The organism is Pseudomonas sp. FP818, from assembly GCF_030687335.1.
Classification (GTDB): Bacteria; Pseudomonadota; Gammaproteobacteria; order Pseudomonadales; family Pseudomonadaceae; genus Aquipseudomonas; species Aquipseudomonas shahriarae.
This window is the reverse complement of the sequence record NZ_CP117427.1, coordinates 1709892-1725060: the sequence shown is the minus strand read 5'-3', so window position 1 is coordinate 1725060 and position 15169 is coordinate 1709892. Positions and strand designations below refer to the sequence as shown.

Below are 15169 nucleotides of genomic sequence, written 5' to 3'. Positions count from 1 at the left end.
CCGAAAGGGTTAGCGGCGGGTTGTCATCAAAGTTGGGGGCTAAGACCAGGATTTCAAGGGCGGGCCTGCTCCTGAATCTTGAAATGCGCGCGAGCGGTCGCGATAGGTTCGGCCGGGGTGCTTTGCCAGGCAGTGATTGCCACATTGGCCACCCGCCGTCCCTGGCGCCAAACCTGGCAGGTGGCAAAGGTGTCGCGAAACTGCCCGGCCCGCAGGTAATCCAGGGAAAAATCGACGATCTTGGGCAAGCCTTTTTCAACCCCTGGGGTGCCCGTGGCCACCCATAAATGAAAGGCCGCCGACAGCTCCATAAAGCCTGCGATCACACCGCCATGGATGGCCGGCAATATCGGGTTACCAATATTGTCCTTGTTGGCCGGCATGCGAAACAGCAACTCATCCCCCAGGCGCGTGCATTCAACACCGATCAGCCTGGCGTAGGGGATCAGTTCGAGCAGCGCCTTATAGTCGCCCCGGTGATGGGCCTGTTGCATGCGGGTCTTGAATTGATGGGTCATGCCTGTTCTCCCTTGATGCTGCTGCCCAGTCCTTTGGTGCCCTTCAGGCGTTTGCCCATGCGCATGAACGTGCCCACCACATGGGCAATCGGCTGCTGGGGGTCATCCTGATAAGCGAAGCCACGGGTGAAAATCACATCGGTGGTCACCCGATAGCATTGGGCAAAACCGAACACCGCCTTGTGCGGCTCGGCCGGGTGCATGTAATCAATGCGCAAATCCAGGGTCGGGCAGACCTCAAACTCCGGGAGCACACACAGAGTGGCCATGCCACAGGCCGTGTCCATCAGGGAGGTCAGGGCGCCGCCATGGATAATCCCGGTTTGCGGGTCACCTACAATCTGCGCGCTATAGGGCAAGAGCAAAGTCATGCCCTGGGGGCTCGCATCATGTACTTGGATGCCCAGGACCTGACAGTGACGCAGGGCCGAAACAAAACGTGCGGCACGCTCTAAAAGGGGGCTATCGGTCATTGGATAAAGACTCTTATTAGTAGTGATCCGGCGAAACAAATACCCCGGAAGAAAGTTCCTGAGCGAAACAGCCTATATATCTGTGGGATTAAAGGAACTAATGCGTGCACCCCATGCTCGAAAGGCCAGTAGATATCTTCAATAAGGAGAAACACCCCATGCGCAAGACTTTCGCTGTTTCCTTGATGTTGGCTGCCGCCCTTGGCCTCGCTGCCTGCGATAAAAAATCCGAGGACAAAGCTCAGGATGCCAACCAGCATGCTGAACAAGCTCAAGAAAAAATGAGCGAAGCTCAGGATAAAGTGAACGACGCTGCAAAAGAAAACGCCGAAGCCGCCAAAGCCCAAGCTGAATCTGACGCCGCCGCCGCTAAAGAAGCTGCTCCAGCTACACCTGCAACCGGTTCCTGATACCGCGGTTTAAATACCACGTTGCAAAAGAAAGCCCGCTTAATAGCGGGCTTTACTTTGTGCGGAGCTTTTATCAAATCAGCAAAGTGCGAAATGTCGGACTAAGCATCAACAACAGTGAACACAGTAACCCCACCACCCACACCAGGCTGCGCTGCCATGCCAAGTCGGCCCAGTAGCACGCAAGATAGACTACCCGCGCAATCACAAAGATGATCGCCAGCCAATCAATCAGGTAGCCCTGGGTCTGAGTGGTATGGGCCATCAATACACCCACTGCAAACAAGATAAACGCTTCAAAACTGTTTTGATGAGCGGCCACTGCCCGTGCGCCGAAGCCGGTCAATTGCGCTTGCTGGCTGCGGGGAAGGTGGTTGTCATACCCGCCCTGCTCTTTCATGGCCTTACCCACGGGCATACGCGCCACGAAAATCAGCAGTGCACTGATAAATACACACCAGAACGGAATACTCACGATGTTGCCTCCTTGGTCGCTTCAGGCATCGGTGCCTCTGTAGGGGTATAGACCATGACCTCCAGAACGTCGGAATGAAATTCCCGGCGATACAACACCAGCACCACCCCGCTGCTCATCAGCATGAACAGCCAGGGGCTGACAAACCAGGCAAGCATGGTCATGCCGAAGTAATAGGAACGCAGGCCGAAGTTGAACTGGTTGGCTGCCATCGAAATCACCCGCGCAGCCCGTGAGGCGAACGCCTTGCGCTCCTGCTCGGAGACGTGGCGTTCACCGACCATCGGCGCCGAGCCAATCAGGATCGCCGCGAAGTTGTACTGGCGCATGCACCAACTAAAAGTAAAGAACGCATAGACAAACACCAGGGCCAGGCACAGCAGCTTGATCTCCGACATACCCTGGGACGCCTGCTGCACCATGGGAATGTCCGCCAGCAGCGAGACCGCCCGCTCCGAAGCCCCCAGCACGGTAAGGATACCGGCGAGGATGATCAGGGTGCTGGAGGCGAAGAACGAGGCATTGCGTTCCAGGTTGCCGATCACGCTGGCATCGGCGATGCGGTTGTCGCGCAGGAGCATGCGGCGCATCCAGTCTTCGCGATACAGGTGCAGCACACTGGCCAGGCAGGCCGTGTCCCGGGCTTTCCAGCTGGCGTAGCGGGTGTAGCCGCCCCAGCAGATGACGAACCACAGTGCAGCAAACAAGTGAATCAGGTTGGCTTCGACAAATGACATGCGGGTCCTCTAAACAATAGGGCTGGCTAACTCGGTCAGTATGGGAGCAGGCCGGCCCCCACACTGACCGTGCTCCTGATCTGGAAAATTCATCACCCTTTCGACGTTAGCCCACAAAAAAAGACACTGCCCACCGCCCATAAAAAATGCCCCGGATCGTTTGATACGGGGCATTTCGATGTCAGCGTGTGACGAGCGCTTTAGGCGATGGCTTCGCTGCGCTTGCCGAGCATACGGTCAACCCCGAATGCAGCCACCAGGGTAATCACACAAGGCACCAGCCAGGCCAGGCCTTGCTCGCTCAATGGCAGGTTAGCCATTTGCGCAGGCATCCAACCCGCCAGCCCCGCACCCTTAAGGGCGTCGATGGTGCCAAAGATAAACGACACCAACATCACCGGACCCAGGATGCGGCCATGCTCATGCCAGAAGTCTTTGCAGAAGCTCAGCGCCACCAGCACGATGCACGGCGGGTAGATGGCGGTCAGTACCGGGATCGAGAACGCGATCAGCTTGGTCAGGCCCAGGTTAGACACCAGCAGCGAAAACGCAGCAAGGATCACCACCAGAGTCTTGTAGGACAGTGGCAATACCCGGCTGAAGTACTCGGCGCAGGCACAGGTCAGGCCCACGGCGGTGACCAGGCACGCCAGGGAGATCAGTACCGCGAGGAAACCGCTGCCCAGGGAGCCAAAGGTGTGTTGAACATAGGCGTGCAACACGGCTGCGCCGTTGGCTGCACCGGCGGCCACTTCGTGGCTGCCCGAACCGAGGCGGAACAGGCTGATGTACACCAGCGCCAGGCCCAGGCCGGCAATCAGCCCGGCAATGATCGCGTAGCGGGTGATCAACTGCGGCGACTCGACACCACGGGAGCGGATAGCGTTGACGATCACGATGCCAAACACCAGCGCGCCCAGGGTATCCATGGTCAGGTAACCATTGATAAAGCCCTGGGAGAACGGTGCGGCGACGTACTCAGGCGTAGCAACGCCGATATCACCCGCAGGCAGAGCAAAGGCCGCGATACCCAGGACCGCCAGCGCAATGATTTTCAGCGGCGCGAGAAAACGGCCGACGGTATCCAACAGGCGCCCTGGGTACAGGGAGATGAAGAACACCAGCAGGAAGTACACCGAGCTGTAGAGGAACAGTGCCAGCGGGCTTTCGCCGGTCAATGGCGCCAGGCCGACTTCAAACGACACCGTCGCGGTACGCGGGGTGGCGAACAATGGCCCGACTGCCAGGTAGCACGCGGCAGCCAGGATGCCACCGGCGACCTTGCCGATAGGGCTGCTCAACGCGTCCATGCCACCGCCGACCTTGGCCAGGGCGATGACCGTAACCACCGGCAGACCGACTGCGGTGATCAGGAAACCCAGCGCCGCCATCCAGACATGCGGCCCGGACTGCAAACCAACGATAGGCGGGAAGATGATGTTGCCGGCGCCCACGAACAGGGCAAAAGTCATAAAGCCCAACGCCAGGATATCCTGGCCTTTCAACACTTTCATTTGAGGAAATACCACACTACTGAATCGGAATTTAGAGGGGGATTCCCTATGGATGAGGGAAATACTGCCGGCCCTTATGGGGACCGACCGGTCTAGCACGCGGCTTCCTTTTGGGATGCAGGCGCATAAAGAGGCGGCAAGAGTACCGAATTTGTCTGACAAACGCACTGTTGCGGGGCGAGCTGTCCGATAAGCGACACTTTGATGTCGCGTTTTCATACTTAATTTGGCAATGCTGTCCACTGTGGGAGCTGGCTTGCCTGCGATGCAAGCGGCGCGGTGATACAGGCAAGCCAAGGTGATGCAATCGCAGGCACGCCAGCTCCCACAGTGGATGGCAGAATGCACAAAGGCCACCCGAAGGTGGCCTTTGTGTGGTGAAGCGTCAGTTAAGCGCGAGGCTTACTTGATCGCCCAGCCAGTCAGCTCGGACAAAGCCTTGCCGATGTCTGCCAGCGAACGCACGGTTTTCACGCCTGCGTCTTCCAGGGCAGCAAACTTCTCGTCTGCAGTACCCTTGCCGCCAGAGATGATTGCGCCAGCATGGCCCATGCGCTTGCCCGCAGGGGCAGTCACACCAGCGATGTAGGAAACAACTGGCTTGGTCACGTGTGCCTTGATGTAGGCAGCCGCTTCTTCTTCAGCCGAACCGCCGATCTCACCGATCATCACGATCGCTTCGGTCTTCGGGTCTTCCTGGAACAGTTTCAGGATGTCGATGAAGTTCGAGCCTGGGATCGGGTCACCGCCGATGCCGACGCAAGTCGACTGACCGAAACCGGCGTCAGTGGTCTGCTTCACAGCTTCGTAGGTCAGGGTGCCGGAACGGGAAACGATACCGACTTTGCCTGGCAAGTGAATGTGACCTGGCATGATGCCGATCTTGCATTCGCCTGGAGTGATCACGCCTGGGCAGTTAGGGCCGATCAGGGTAACACCCAGCTCGTCGCACTTAACTTTAGCGTCCAGCATGTCCAGGGTAGGAATGCCTTCGGTGATGCAAACGATCAGCTTGATGCCGCCGAATGCCGCTTCCAGGATGGAGTCTTTGCAGAAAGGAGCTGGAACGTAGATCACGCTGGCGGTGGCGCCAGTTTGAGCTACAGCTTCTTTCACGGTGTTGAACACTGGCAGGCCCAGGTGCTCGGTGCCGCCTTTGCCCGGAGTTACGCCACCAACCATCTTGGTGCCGTATTCGAGGGCTTGCTGGGTGTGGAAGCTACCTTGCGAACCGGTAATACCCTGGCAGATAACTTTGGTGTCTTTATTGATCAGGACGCTCATTATTTGCCCTCCGCAGCTTTGACAACTTGTTGAGCAGCGTCGGTCAGGCTGGTTGCAGCGATGATGTTCAAACCGCTTTCTGCCAGTACTTTAGCGCCCAGTTCAGCGTTGTTACCTTCAAGGCGTACAACAACCGGGATTTTCACGCCGACTTCTTTCACTGCACCGATGATGCCTTCGGCAATCATGTCGCAACGAACGATGCCGCCGAAGATGTTGACCAGTACTGCAGCGACGTTGGAGTCGGACAGGATGATCTTGAATGCTTCGGTAACGCGTTCTTTGGTAGCACCGCCGCCTACGTCGAGGAAGTTGGCTGGTTTGCCGCCATGCAGGTTGACGATGTCCATGGTACCCATGGCCAGGCCAGCACCGTTGACCATGCAACCGATGTTACCTTCCAGGGCTACGTAGTTCAGTTCGAACTTGGCAGCGTGCGCTTCGCGCGGATCGTCTTGCGACGGATCATGGAAAGTCTTCAGCTTAGGCTGACGGTACATGGCGTTGGCGTCGATGTTGATCTTGGCGTCGAGGCAATGCAGATCGCCGTCAGCCTTGATCACCAGCGGGTTCACTTCCAGCAGGGCCAGATCGTGATCCTGGAACAGTTTGGCCAGACCTACGAAGATCTTGGCGAACTGGGCAACTTGCTTTCCTTCCAGACCCAGCTGGAAAGCCAGCTCGCGACCCTGGAATGGCTGAGCGCCAACCAGTGGGTCGATAGTGGCTTTCAGAATTTTTTCTGGGGTTTCGTGAGCGATCTTCTCAATGTCCACGCCACCTTCGGTGGAAGCCATGAACACGATGCGACGGCTCGAACGGTCAACGACAGCGCCCAGGTACAGCTCTTTAGCGATATCAGTGCACGATTCAACCAGGATCTTGGTGACTGGCTGGCCATTGGCGTCAGTCTGGTAAGTCACCAGACGCTTGCCCAGCCACTGCTGTGCGAAGGCCTTGGCGTCTTCTTTGCTGCGAACCAGCTTAACGCCGCCCGCTTTACCGCGACCACCAGCGTGGACCTGGGCTTTGACAACCCATTCAGTACCGCCGATTTTGTCGCAAGCTTCTGCTGCTGCTTCCGGGGTGTCTACTGCGTAGCCCTTGGAAACTGGCAGGCCGTACTCAGCGAACAGCTGCTTACCCTGATACTCGTGAAGATTCATGCTTTTTACCGTCTTCGTTAGGTACTGCGCATTCGGCGCTGCGCTCATTATGAGTGCCGCGCCACCTGTGACTGCTGCTTGCCCAGCTCCACCGCCCTAAGGCCGGCAAAGCTGCGCAAGACTGCGTCCAGCGGATATTCCGCGGTGAGTCTTGCGCGCAAGGCTCACGACGGGCAACCGCCGTGGTTTCTTATTATCTTGCTTAGCGCTTCTTCTTGTTGGCAATGTGGATGGCATGGCCATTCACTGCCAACGCGGCTTCGTGCAGCGCTTCAGACAGGGTCGGATGGGAGAAAACCATCATGCCGATGTCTTCGGCGCTGGTGCCGAATTCCATACCGATAGCGCCCTGCTGAACCAGCTCTGCGGCGCCTGGGCCAATCACGTGGACACCCAGTACGCGGTCAGTCTTGGCATCAGCGATGACTTTGACAAAGCCGCCAGTGTCGTTCGCTGCCATGGCACGGCCAGAAGCGGCAAACGGGAAGGTGCCGACGTTAACTTCAACGCCTTCAGCTTTCAACTGCTGTTCGTTCTTACCAACCCATGCAATTTCCGGGTGGGTGTAGATGACCGAAGGGATCAGGTCGTAGTTCATCTGGGTCTTGTGACCCTTGATGCGCTCAACCACCATGATGCCTTCTTCGGAAGCCTTGTGCGCGAGCATCATGCCGCGAACCACGTCGCCGATGGCGTAGACGCCAGGTACGGTGGTAGCGCAGTGATCGTCAACATGGACAAAGCCACGCTCGTCGATGGTCACGCCGCTGTCAGCTGCCAGCAGATCAGTGGTCACTGGACGGCGACCAACGGCAACGATCAGCTTGTCGAAAGTGATGGTCTGTTCGCCATCCTTGTCGGTGTAGGTTACGACAACTTCTTCGCCGTTGACTTTCGAACCGGTCACGCGAGCGCCCAGCTTGATGTCCAGACCTTGTTTGGTCAGGGTTTTCAGCGCTTCTTTGGACACTGCGGTGTCGGCAGCCAGCAGGAACGTGTCCAGGGCTTCCAGCACGGTCACTTGCGAACCCAGACGGGACCAGACCGAACCCAGTTCCAGGCCGATCACGCCAGCGCCGATCACGCCCAGGCGTTTTGGTACCGCTTGGAATTCCAGGGCGCCGGTCGAATCGACGATCACGTTCTGATCAACAGGAGCAGGCGGAATGTCGATTGGACGCGAACCTGGAGCCAGGATCACGTTTTCGGCTTCGATGATTTCAGTCGAACCGTCTGGCTTGGTGATTTCAACTTTCTTGCCGGCCAGCAGTTTGCCGTGACCTTGCAGGGAAGTGACGCCATTGGCCTTGAACAGGGTAGCAACGCCAGAGGTCAGGCCTTTGACGATGTTGGCCTTGCGGCCGACCATTGCTGGCACGTCCATGGTCACGCCAGCGTGGTTGATGCCGTGGATGGCAAAACCGTCCTGGGCTTCGTGGAATTTCCAGGAGCTGTCCAGCAGCGCCTTGGAAGGAATGCAACCGACGTTCAGGCAAGTACCGCCCAGGGCCAGTTTGCCTTCCTTGTCGGTGTATTTTTCGATGCAGGCAGTCGAGAGGCCCAGTTGAGCGGCCTTGATGGCGGCCACGTAGCCGCCAGGGCCCGCACCAATCACTACAACGTCAAATTTCTGAGACATGAAAATAGATCCTCTATTTTAGCGACAAGCTTCAAGCCTCAAGTTGCGAGCCAAGCTGCTCATTCCGGCAGCTTGCAGCTCGCAACCCGAAGCTGCTTCTATCAGATATCCAGGAGCAAGCGAGCCGGGTCTTCCAGCAGATTCTTGATGGTCACCAGGAACGTCACGGCTTCTTTACCGTCGATCAGGCGGTGATCGTAGGACAGTGCCAGGTACATCATCGGACGGATCACGACCTGGCCGTTGATGGCCATCGGACGCTGGATGATGTTGTGCATGCCCAGGATCGCAGCTTGTGGCGGGTTGACGATCGGGGTCGACATCATCGAACCGAAGGTACCACCGTTGGTGATGGTGAAGGTACCGCCGGTCATCTCGTCGATGGTCAGCTTGCCGTCACGGGCTTTCTTGCCGAAGCCGGCGATGCCGCCTTCGATTTCAGCCAGGCTCATCAGCTCGGCGTTACGCAGGACCGGTACCACCAGGCCACGGTCGCTGGACACGGCAACGCCGATGTCAGCATAGCCGTGGTAGACGATGTCGCCGCCGTCGATGGAAGCGTTGACTGCCGGGAAGCGTTTCAGGGCTTCGGTGGCCGCTTTCACGAAGAACGACATGAAGCCCAGGCGCACGCCATTGTGGGACTTCTCGAACAGGTCCTTGTACTTCGAACGCAGGGCCATGACTTCAGTCATGTCGACTTCGTTGAACGTGGTCAGCATGGCCATGTTCGACTGTGCTTCAACCAGGCGCTTGGCCACGGTGGCACGTACGCGAGTCATCGGTACGCGCTTCTCGGTGCGGTCGCCAGCAGCGAATACAGGCGCAGCGGCAGCTGGAGCAGCAGCCTTGGCAGGTGCGGCAGCCGGAGCGTTTTTCTTGGCTTCGACAGCAGCAACCACATCTTCCTTGGTCACACGGCCGTCTTTGCCGGTGCCTTTGATGGAAGCCAGGTTGATGCCGTTTTCTTCAGCCAGCTGACGCGCAGCCGGTGCAGCGATTGGATCTTCACTACCCGCAGCCGGAGCGGCAGCAGCAGGTGCGGCAGCCGGAGCAGCAGCGGCGGCTGGAGCAGCGGCAGCAGCACTGCCCTCTTCGATCGAACCCAGTACCTGGTTGGACAGGACGGTAGCGCCTTCTTCGGCAACGATGGCGCCCAGGACGCCGTCGGCTTCGGCCAACACTTCCAGAACAACCTTGTCGGTCTCGATGTCGACGATCAGGTCGTCACGCTTGACGGCTTCGCCTGGTTTCTTGTGCCAGGTGGCAACGGTGCCATCGGCAACCGATTCCGGGAATGACGGGGCTTTGATTTCGATAGCCATTATCTGTGGGTCCTTAAAATTCGGTTTCAGTCAGCGCGAAGGCGTTAAACAGTGAAAGCATCTTGCAGCAGTTTTTCCTGCTGCTCGGCGTGCATCGACGCATAACCACACGCAGGTGCAGCAGAAGCATCACGGCCGGCATACTCCAGGCTCAGGGCCTTGTTGTGGTTACCGATGCTGCGACGCAGATGATGCTGGCTGCTGTACCACGCGCCCTGGTTCATCGGTTCTTCCTGACACCACACCACGTGGGTGAGGTTGGTGTAAGGCGCGATGGCCTCCATCAGGTCGTCTTCCGGGAACGGGTAAAGCTGCTCGATACGCACGATGGCGATGTCTTCGCGGCCTTCGGCACGACGTTTTTCCAGCAAGTCGTAGTAAACCTTGCCGCTGCACAGGATCAGGCGAGTGACCTTGGCTGCGTCCAGGGTGTCGATTTCCGAAATAACGGTCTGGAACGAACCGTCGGCGAGATCTTCCAGGGTCGAGATGGCCAATTTGTGACGCAACAGCGATTTCGGAGTCAGCACTACCAACGGCTTACGCAGCGGGCGGATCACCTGGCGACGCAGCAAGTGGTAGATCTGGGCCGGGGTAGTCGGCACGCACACCTGGATGTTGTGCTCAGCGCACAATTGCAGGTAACGCTCCAGACGGGCCGAGGAGTGCTCCGGACCCTGACCTTCATAACCGTGTGGCAGCAACATGGTCAGACCGCACAGACGGCCCCACTTGTGCTCGCCGCTGGTGATGAACTGGTCGATCACCACCTGGGCACCGTTGGCGAAGTCGCCGAACTGGGCTTCCCAGATCACCAGCGCGTTTGGCATGGTGGTCGAGTAACCGTATTCGAACGCCAGAACCGCTTCCTCGGACAGGAACGAATCGTACAGGTCGAAACGTGGCTGGCCTTCATACAGGTTCCGCAACGGGATGTAGGTGCCCGCGTCTTTCTGGTTGTGCAATACCGCGTGACGGTGCGAGAACGTACCGCGGCCGATGTCCTGGCCAGTCATGCGGATCGGGTGACCTTCGAACGCCAGGGTCGCGTACGCCATGGTTTCAGCGTAACCCCAGTTGATCGGCAGGCCGCCGGCTTGCATCTTCTGACGGTCTTCGTAGATCTTCGCAACCTGGCGCTGTACGACGAAGCCTTCTGGAATTTCCAGCAGCTTGGCGGACAGTTCCTGCAGGGTTTTCAGATCGAACGAGGTGTCATGACGTGCAGTCCAGGCGTGGCCCAGATACGGACGCCAGTCAACGAACAGCTCTTTGTTCGGCTCTTTGACCAGGCTTTTTACTACATGCAGACCATTGTCCAGGGCGTTGCGGTATTCATCGATCTTCGCCTGAACACGCGCGTCATCCAATACACCGGCCTTGGTCAGGCTTTCGGCGTACAGCTCACGGGTGGTGCGCTGCTTGGTGATCTGCTGGTACATCAACGGTTGGGTGCCGCTAGGCTCATCCGCTTCGTTGTGACCGCGACGGCGGTAGCAAACCAGGTCGATGACCACGTCACGCTTGAACTGCATGCGGTAGTCAATGGCCAGTTGGGTCACGAACAATACGGCTTCCGGATCATCCCCATTCACATGGAGGATCGGCGCCTGGATCATCTTGGCAACGTCGGTCGCGTACTCGGTAGAGCGTGCGTCCAGCGGATTGCTGATGGTGAAACCAACCTGGTTGTTGATAACGATGTGAACCGTGCCGCCGGTCTTGAAGCCGCGAGTCTGCGACATCTGGAACGTTTCCAGGACCACGCCTTGACCGGCGAAAGCCGCGTCACCGTGGATGGAAATCGGCAGAACCTTCTCACCGGTGGAGTCGTTGCGACGATCCTGACGAGCACGCACCGAACCCTCGACCACTGGAGAAACGATTTCCAGGTGGGACGGGTTGAACGCCATGGCCAGGTGAACTTCACCGCCGGTGGTCATCACGTTGGACGAGAAGCCCTGGTGGTATTTAACGTCACCAGAACCCAGCTCGACCTTCTTCTTGCCTTCGAACTCGTCGAACAGCTCACGCGGGTTCTTGCCGAAGGTGTTGACCAACACGTTCAGGCGACCACGGTGAGCCATGCCGATCACGATTTCCTTGGTGCCGTAGGAGCCGGAACGCTGGATCATCTCGTCAAGCATCGGAATCAGGCTCTCGCCGCCTTCCAGGCCGAAACGCTTGGTGCCTGGGTATTTGGTGCCCAGGTATTTTTCAAGGCCTTCGGCAGCGGTGACGCGCTCAAGCAGGTGGCTGCGCACATCGGCGGACAACACCGGACGGCCACGCACGCTTTCCAGGCGATGCTGGAACCAGTGGCGCTGCTCGGAATCGGTGATGTGCGTAAATTCAGCGCCGATGGTGCGGCAATATGTCTGCTGCAACGCTTCGTGAATTTCGCGTAGGCTCGCTTCCTCTTTGCCGATGAACAGGTCGCCGGCACGGAAGGTCGTATCAAGATCGGCATTGGTCAAGCCGTAGTGATTGATCGACAGGTCCGCAGGTGCAGGACGCTGCCACAGCCCCAGCGGATCAAGCTGGGCTGCCTGGTGGCCACGCATACGGTAGGCCTGGATCAGTCGCAGTACTTCAACTTGCTTCTTCTCGTGCTCACTGCTCACGCTTCCGGCGGAAACCGGCTGGGCGCGGCGCTGGTTCTTTGCCAGCAGCACAAATTGATCGCGAATTGTTGCATGCGATACATCGGTGGCAGCGTTGCCGTCTGAAGACAACGTCTGAAATTTGGTGCGCCATTCTTCTGGCACAGCGTTAGGGTCGTGCAGGTAGAGCTCATAAAGCTCTTCCACATAGGCAGCGTTACCACCTGAAAGATAGCCGCTGTTCCACATGCGCTGCATCACGCTTTCTTGCATGCTTGGTCACCCTCGATTTGGGGACACCACCGGCGAAAACACCGAGTTTGCTTGCAAAAGGCCAAGTGCAGCGACCAAAACAAGCCACTTAGGATCACGCTGATAGTTCGGGTACCAACCCGAATGCCCCTGCTTGTCTCATTTCTTCAAAATAAGAGCCGCGGCTTTGTAAGTCGCTGCTCAAGTTAAAACTACGGCGCCGGTTGAAGCCTGCGCCGTAGCATTTACGGGCACAACGGTCCTGCTTTTACTACAACGTCTTACACGCCGCTTTGCAGCAGCATGTTACGGATGTGACCAATGGCCTTAGTCGGGTTCAGGCCTTTGGGACATACGTTGACGCAGTTCATGATCCCGCGGCAGCGGAATACGCTGAACGGGTCATCCAGTGAAGCCAGACGCTCGGCCGTCTTGGTGTCACGGCTGTCTGCCAGGAAGCGATAGGCTTGCAGCAGTGCAGCTGGACCCAGGAACTTGTCCGGGTTCCACCAGAAGGACGGGCAAGAGGTCGAGCAGCAAGCGCACAGGATGCACTCGTACAGACCGTCGAGCTTTTCGCGCTCTTCCGGGGACTGCAGACGCTCGATGGCCGGAGCCGGCGTGTCGTTCTGCAGGAATGGCTTAACCTTTTCGTATTGCTTGTAGAAGATGCTCATATCGACGACCAGGTCACGGATAACCGGCAAACCTGGCAGTGGACGTACAACAAGCTTGTTCTTCTTGACCACGGCCGACAGCGGCGTGACGCAAGCCAGGCCGTTTTTGCCGTTGATGTTCATGCCGTCGGAGCCGCAGACACCTTCACGGCAAGAGCGACGATAGGAGAAACCCTCGTCCTGCTCTTTGATCAGGGCCAGCACATCCAGCACCATCAGGTCTTTACCACCGGTATCGACCTCAAATTCCTGCATGAACGGCGCAGCGTCCTGATCAGGGTTGTAGCGATAAACACTGACTTTCAACATGGCAGCCACCCTTAGTAAGTCCGAATCTTCGGTTCAAACGTCGGAACCGTCTTCGGCGAGAAGTTCACGGCACGCTTGGTTACGCGCTTGTCACCCGGGAAGTACAGGGTGTGGCACAACCAGTTTTCGTCATCGCGATCTTCAAAGTCTTCACGAGCGTGAGCACCACGGGATTCTTTACGAACCTCGGCGGCAATCGCAGTCGCTTCAGCCACTTCCAGCAGGTTTTGCAGTTCAAGGGCCTCGATACGAGCGGTGTTGAACGCCTGGCTCTTATCGTTGATCTTGACGTTGGCAATCCGCTTGCGCAGGTCTGCCAGCTGGGTAATACCCTTCTGCATGTATTCGCCAGTACGGAATACACCGAAGTAGTTCTGCATGCAGCTTTGCAGCTCGCGACGCAGGGTTGCTACGTCTTCGCCATCAGTACGCTCGTTCAGAGCATTCAGGCGTGCCAGGGCAGCCTCGATGTTGGCGTCGGTCGCGTCATCGTATTCGATGCCGTCGGTCAGGGCTTTTTCCAGGTGCAGGCCGGCAGCGCGGCCGAATACCACCAGGTCGAGCAGCGAGTTGCCGCCCAGACGGTTGGCACCGTGAACCGATACGCAAGCCACTTCGCCTACCGCGAACAGACCATGAATGATCTCGTCCACGCCTTCGGCGTTCTGGGTGATCGCCTGGCCATGAATGTTGGTCGGCACGCCGCCCATCATATAGTGGCAAGTTGGAACCACTGGTACTGGAGCAACCACCGGGTCAACGTGTGCGAAGGTCTTGGACAGTTCGCAGATACCTGGCAGGCGGCTGTGCAGCACTTCTTCGCCCAGGTGATCGAGCTTCAGCATCACGTGGTCGCCGTTCGGGCCGCAACCGTTGCCGGCGATGATTTCTTTAACCATCGAACGGGCAACCACGTCACGACCGGCAAGGTCCTTGGCGTTCGGAGCATAACGCTCCATGAAACGCTCGCCGTGCTTGTTGATCAGGTAACCGCCTTCACCACGGCAACCTTCTGTAACCAGTACACCGGCGCCGGCGATGCCGGTTGGGTGGAACTGCCACATTTCGATGTCTTGTACCGGCACGCCTGCACGCAGGGCCATGCCAACGCCGTCACCGGTGTTGATCAGGGCGTTGGTGGTCGAAGCGTAGATACGACCTGCACCGCCCGTCGCCAGCACGGTAGCCTTGGCGCGGATGTAGGTGGTTTCACCGGTTTCGATGCAGATAGCGATCACGCCGACGAATGCGCCGTCCTGGTTCTTCACCAGGTCAACCGCGTAGTACTCGTTCAGGAACGTGGTGCCGGCTTTCAGGTTGCCCTGATAAAGAGTGTGCAGCAGCGCGTGACCGGTACGGTCGGATGCCGCGCAGGTACGGGCAGCCTGGCCGCCTTTACCGTAATCCTTCGACTGGCCGCCGAATGGACGCTGGTAGATACGACCCTGTTCGGTACGGGAGAACGGCAGACCCATGTGGTCCAGCTCGAACACCGCAGCAGGGCCTTCCTGACACATGTACTCGATAGCGTCCTGGTCGCCGATATAGTCGGAACCCTTGACGGTATCGTACATGTGCCAGCGCCAGTCATCGTTCGGATCCGCAGAAGCGATGGCGCAGGTGATGCCACCCTGGGCCGATACGGTGTGGGAACGGGTCGGGAACACCTTGGTGATCACGGCAGTCTTGTGACCACCCTGGGCCAGCTGCAGTGCAGCGCGCATGCCGGCGCCGCCGCCACCAATAATGATGGCGTCAAAAGAAATCGTTGGAATGTTAGCCATGAA

The 15169-nt window shown here is 58.1% G+C and carries 13 protein-coding genes; 1 reads left to right on the top strand and 12 read right to left on the bottom strand.

Annotation, left to right across the window (positions count from 1 at the left end):
• Positions 1–53: 53 nt before the first annotated feature.
• Together PSH80_RS07820 and PSH80_RS07815 are read right to left on the bottom strand one after the other, a co-directional pair.
• The gene (locus tag PSH80_RS07820) at positions 54–518 is read right to left on the bottom strand and encodes a PaaI family thioesterase (RefSeq protein WP_057958987.1); all 465 of its coding nucleotides are present in this window, start codon (positions 516–518) and stop codon (positions 54–56) included.
• Entirely contained in the window at positions 515–991 is a 477-nt protein-coding gene (locus PSH80_RS07815; protein ID WP_057438867.1) for a PaaI family thioesterase, read from the bottom strand. The genes PSH80_RS07820 and PSH80_RS07815 overlap by 4 nt, the downstream gene beginning before the upstream one ends.
• Before the next feature lie 158 nt (positions 992–1149).
• Between PSH80_RS07815 and PSH80_RS07810 the strand changes: the two genes are divergently transcribed.
• A complete protein-coding gene (locus PSH80_RS07810) occupies positions 1150–1401 on the top strand; it encodes a hypothetical protein (RefSeq protein WP_029292691.1) in 252 nt (83 codons plus the stop codon).
• A gap of 73 nt (positions 1402–1474) precedes the next feature.
• Here PSH80_RS07810 and PSH80_RS07805 read toward each other — a convergent pair whose 3' ends face one another.
• The 10 genes from PSH80_RS07805 to sdhA all read right to left on the bottom strand — a co-directional run bounded on the left by PSH80_RS07805 (position 1475) and on the right by sdhA (position 15166).
• Positions 1475–1876 (bottom strand): MAPEG family protein, encoded by a 402-nt coding sequence (locus PSH80_RS07805; RefSeq protein WP_057438866.1) that lies wholly within the window; start codon positions 1874–1876, stop codon positions 1475–1477.
• A complete protein-coding gene (locus PSH80_RS07800) occupies positions 1873–2613 on the bottom strand; it encodes a DUF599 domain-containing protein (RefSeq protein WP_128593449.1) in 741 nt (246 codons plus the stop codon). Before PSH80_RS07800 ends, PSH80_RS07805 begins: the two co-directional genes overlap by 4 nt.
• A gap of 200 nt (positions 2614–2813) precedes the next feature.
• The gene (gene brnQ / locus PSH80_RS07795; protein ID WP_057444573.1) at positions 2814–4127 is read right to left on the bottom strand and encodes a branched-chain amino acid transport system II carrier protein; all 1314 of its coding nucleotides are present in this window, start codon (positions 4125–4127) and stop codon (positions 2814–2816) included.
• A 402-nt stretch (positions 4128–4529) separates the two neighbouring features.
• On the bottom strand, positions 4530–5411 hold the full coding sequence (gene sucD / locus PSH80_RS07790) for a succinate--CoA ligase subunit alpha (protein WP_057438865.1): 882 nt from the start codon (positions 5409–5411) through the stop codon (positions 4530–4532).
• Positions 5411–6577, bottom strand: coding sequence for an ADP-forming succinate--CoA ligase subunit beta (gene sucC / locus PSH80_RS07785; protein ID WP_003233235.1), 1167 nt, complete (start codon positions 6575–6577; stop codon positions 5411–5413). The genes sucD and sucC overlap by 1 nt, the downstream gene beginning before the upstream one ends.
• Before the next feature lie 202 nt (positions 6578–6779).
• Complete coding sequence (gene lpdA / locus PSH80_RS07780; protein ID WP_057958985.1) at positions 6780–8216, bottom strand: dihydrolipoyl dehydrogenase; 1437 nt, start codon at positions 8214–8216, stop codon at positions 6780–6782.
• A gap of 101 nt (positions 8217–8317) precedes the next feature.
• Positions 8318–9541: a 2-oxoglutarate dehydrogenase complex dihydrolipoyllysine-residue succinyltransferase gene (gene odhB, locus PSH80_RS07775; RefSeq protein ID WP_057958984.1), complete on the bottom strand. Its 1224-nt coding sequence runs from the start codon at positions 9539–9541 to the stop codon at positions 8318–8320.
• Between the two features lie 44 nt (positions 9542–9585).
• On the bottom strand, positions 9586–12417 hold the full coding sequence (locus PSH80_RS07770) for a 2-oxoglutarate dehydrogenase E1 component (protein ID WP_305419736.1): 2832 nt from the start codon (positions 12415–12417) through the stop codon (positions 9586–9588).
• Positions 12418–12677: 260 nt separating this feature from the next.
• Entirely contained in the window at positions 12678–13382 is a 705-nt protein-coding gene (locus tag PSH80_RS07765) for a succinate dehydrogenase iron-sulfur subunit (protein ID WP_057438860.1), read from the bottom strand.
• An 11-nt stretch (positions 13383–13393) separates the two neighbouring features.
• Positions 13394–15166 carry a succinate dehydrogenase flavoprotein subunit gene (gene sdhA, locus PSH80_RS07760; RefSeq protein ID WP_029292672.1) on the bottom strand — a complete coding sequence of 591 codons (1773 nt, stop codon included), beginning with the start codon at positions 15164–15166 and terminating at the stop codon, positions 13394–13396.
• Positions 15167–15169: the final 3 nt, after the last annotated feature.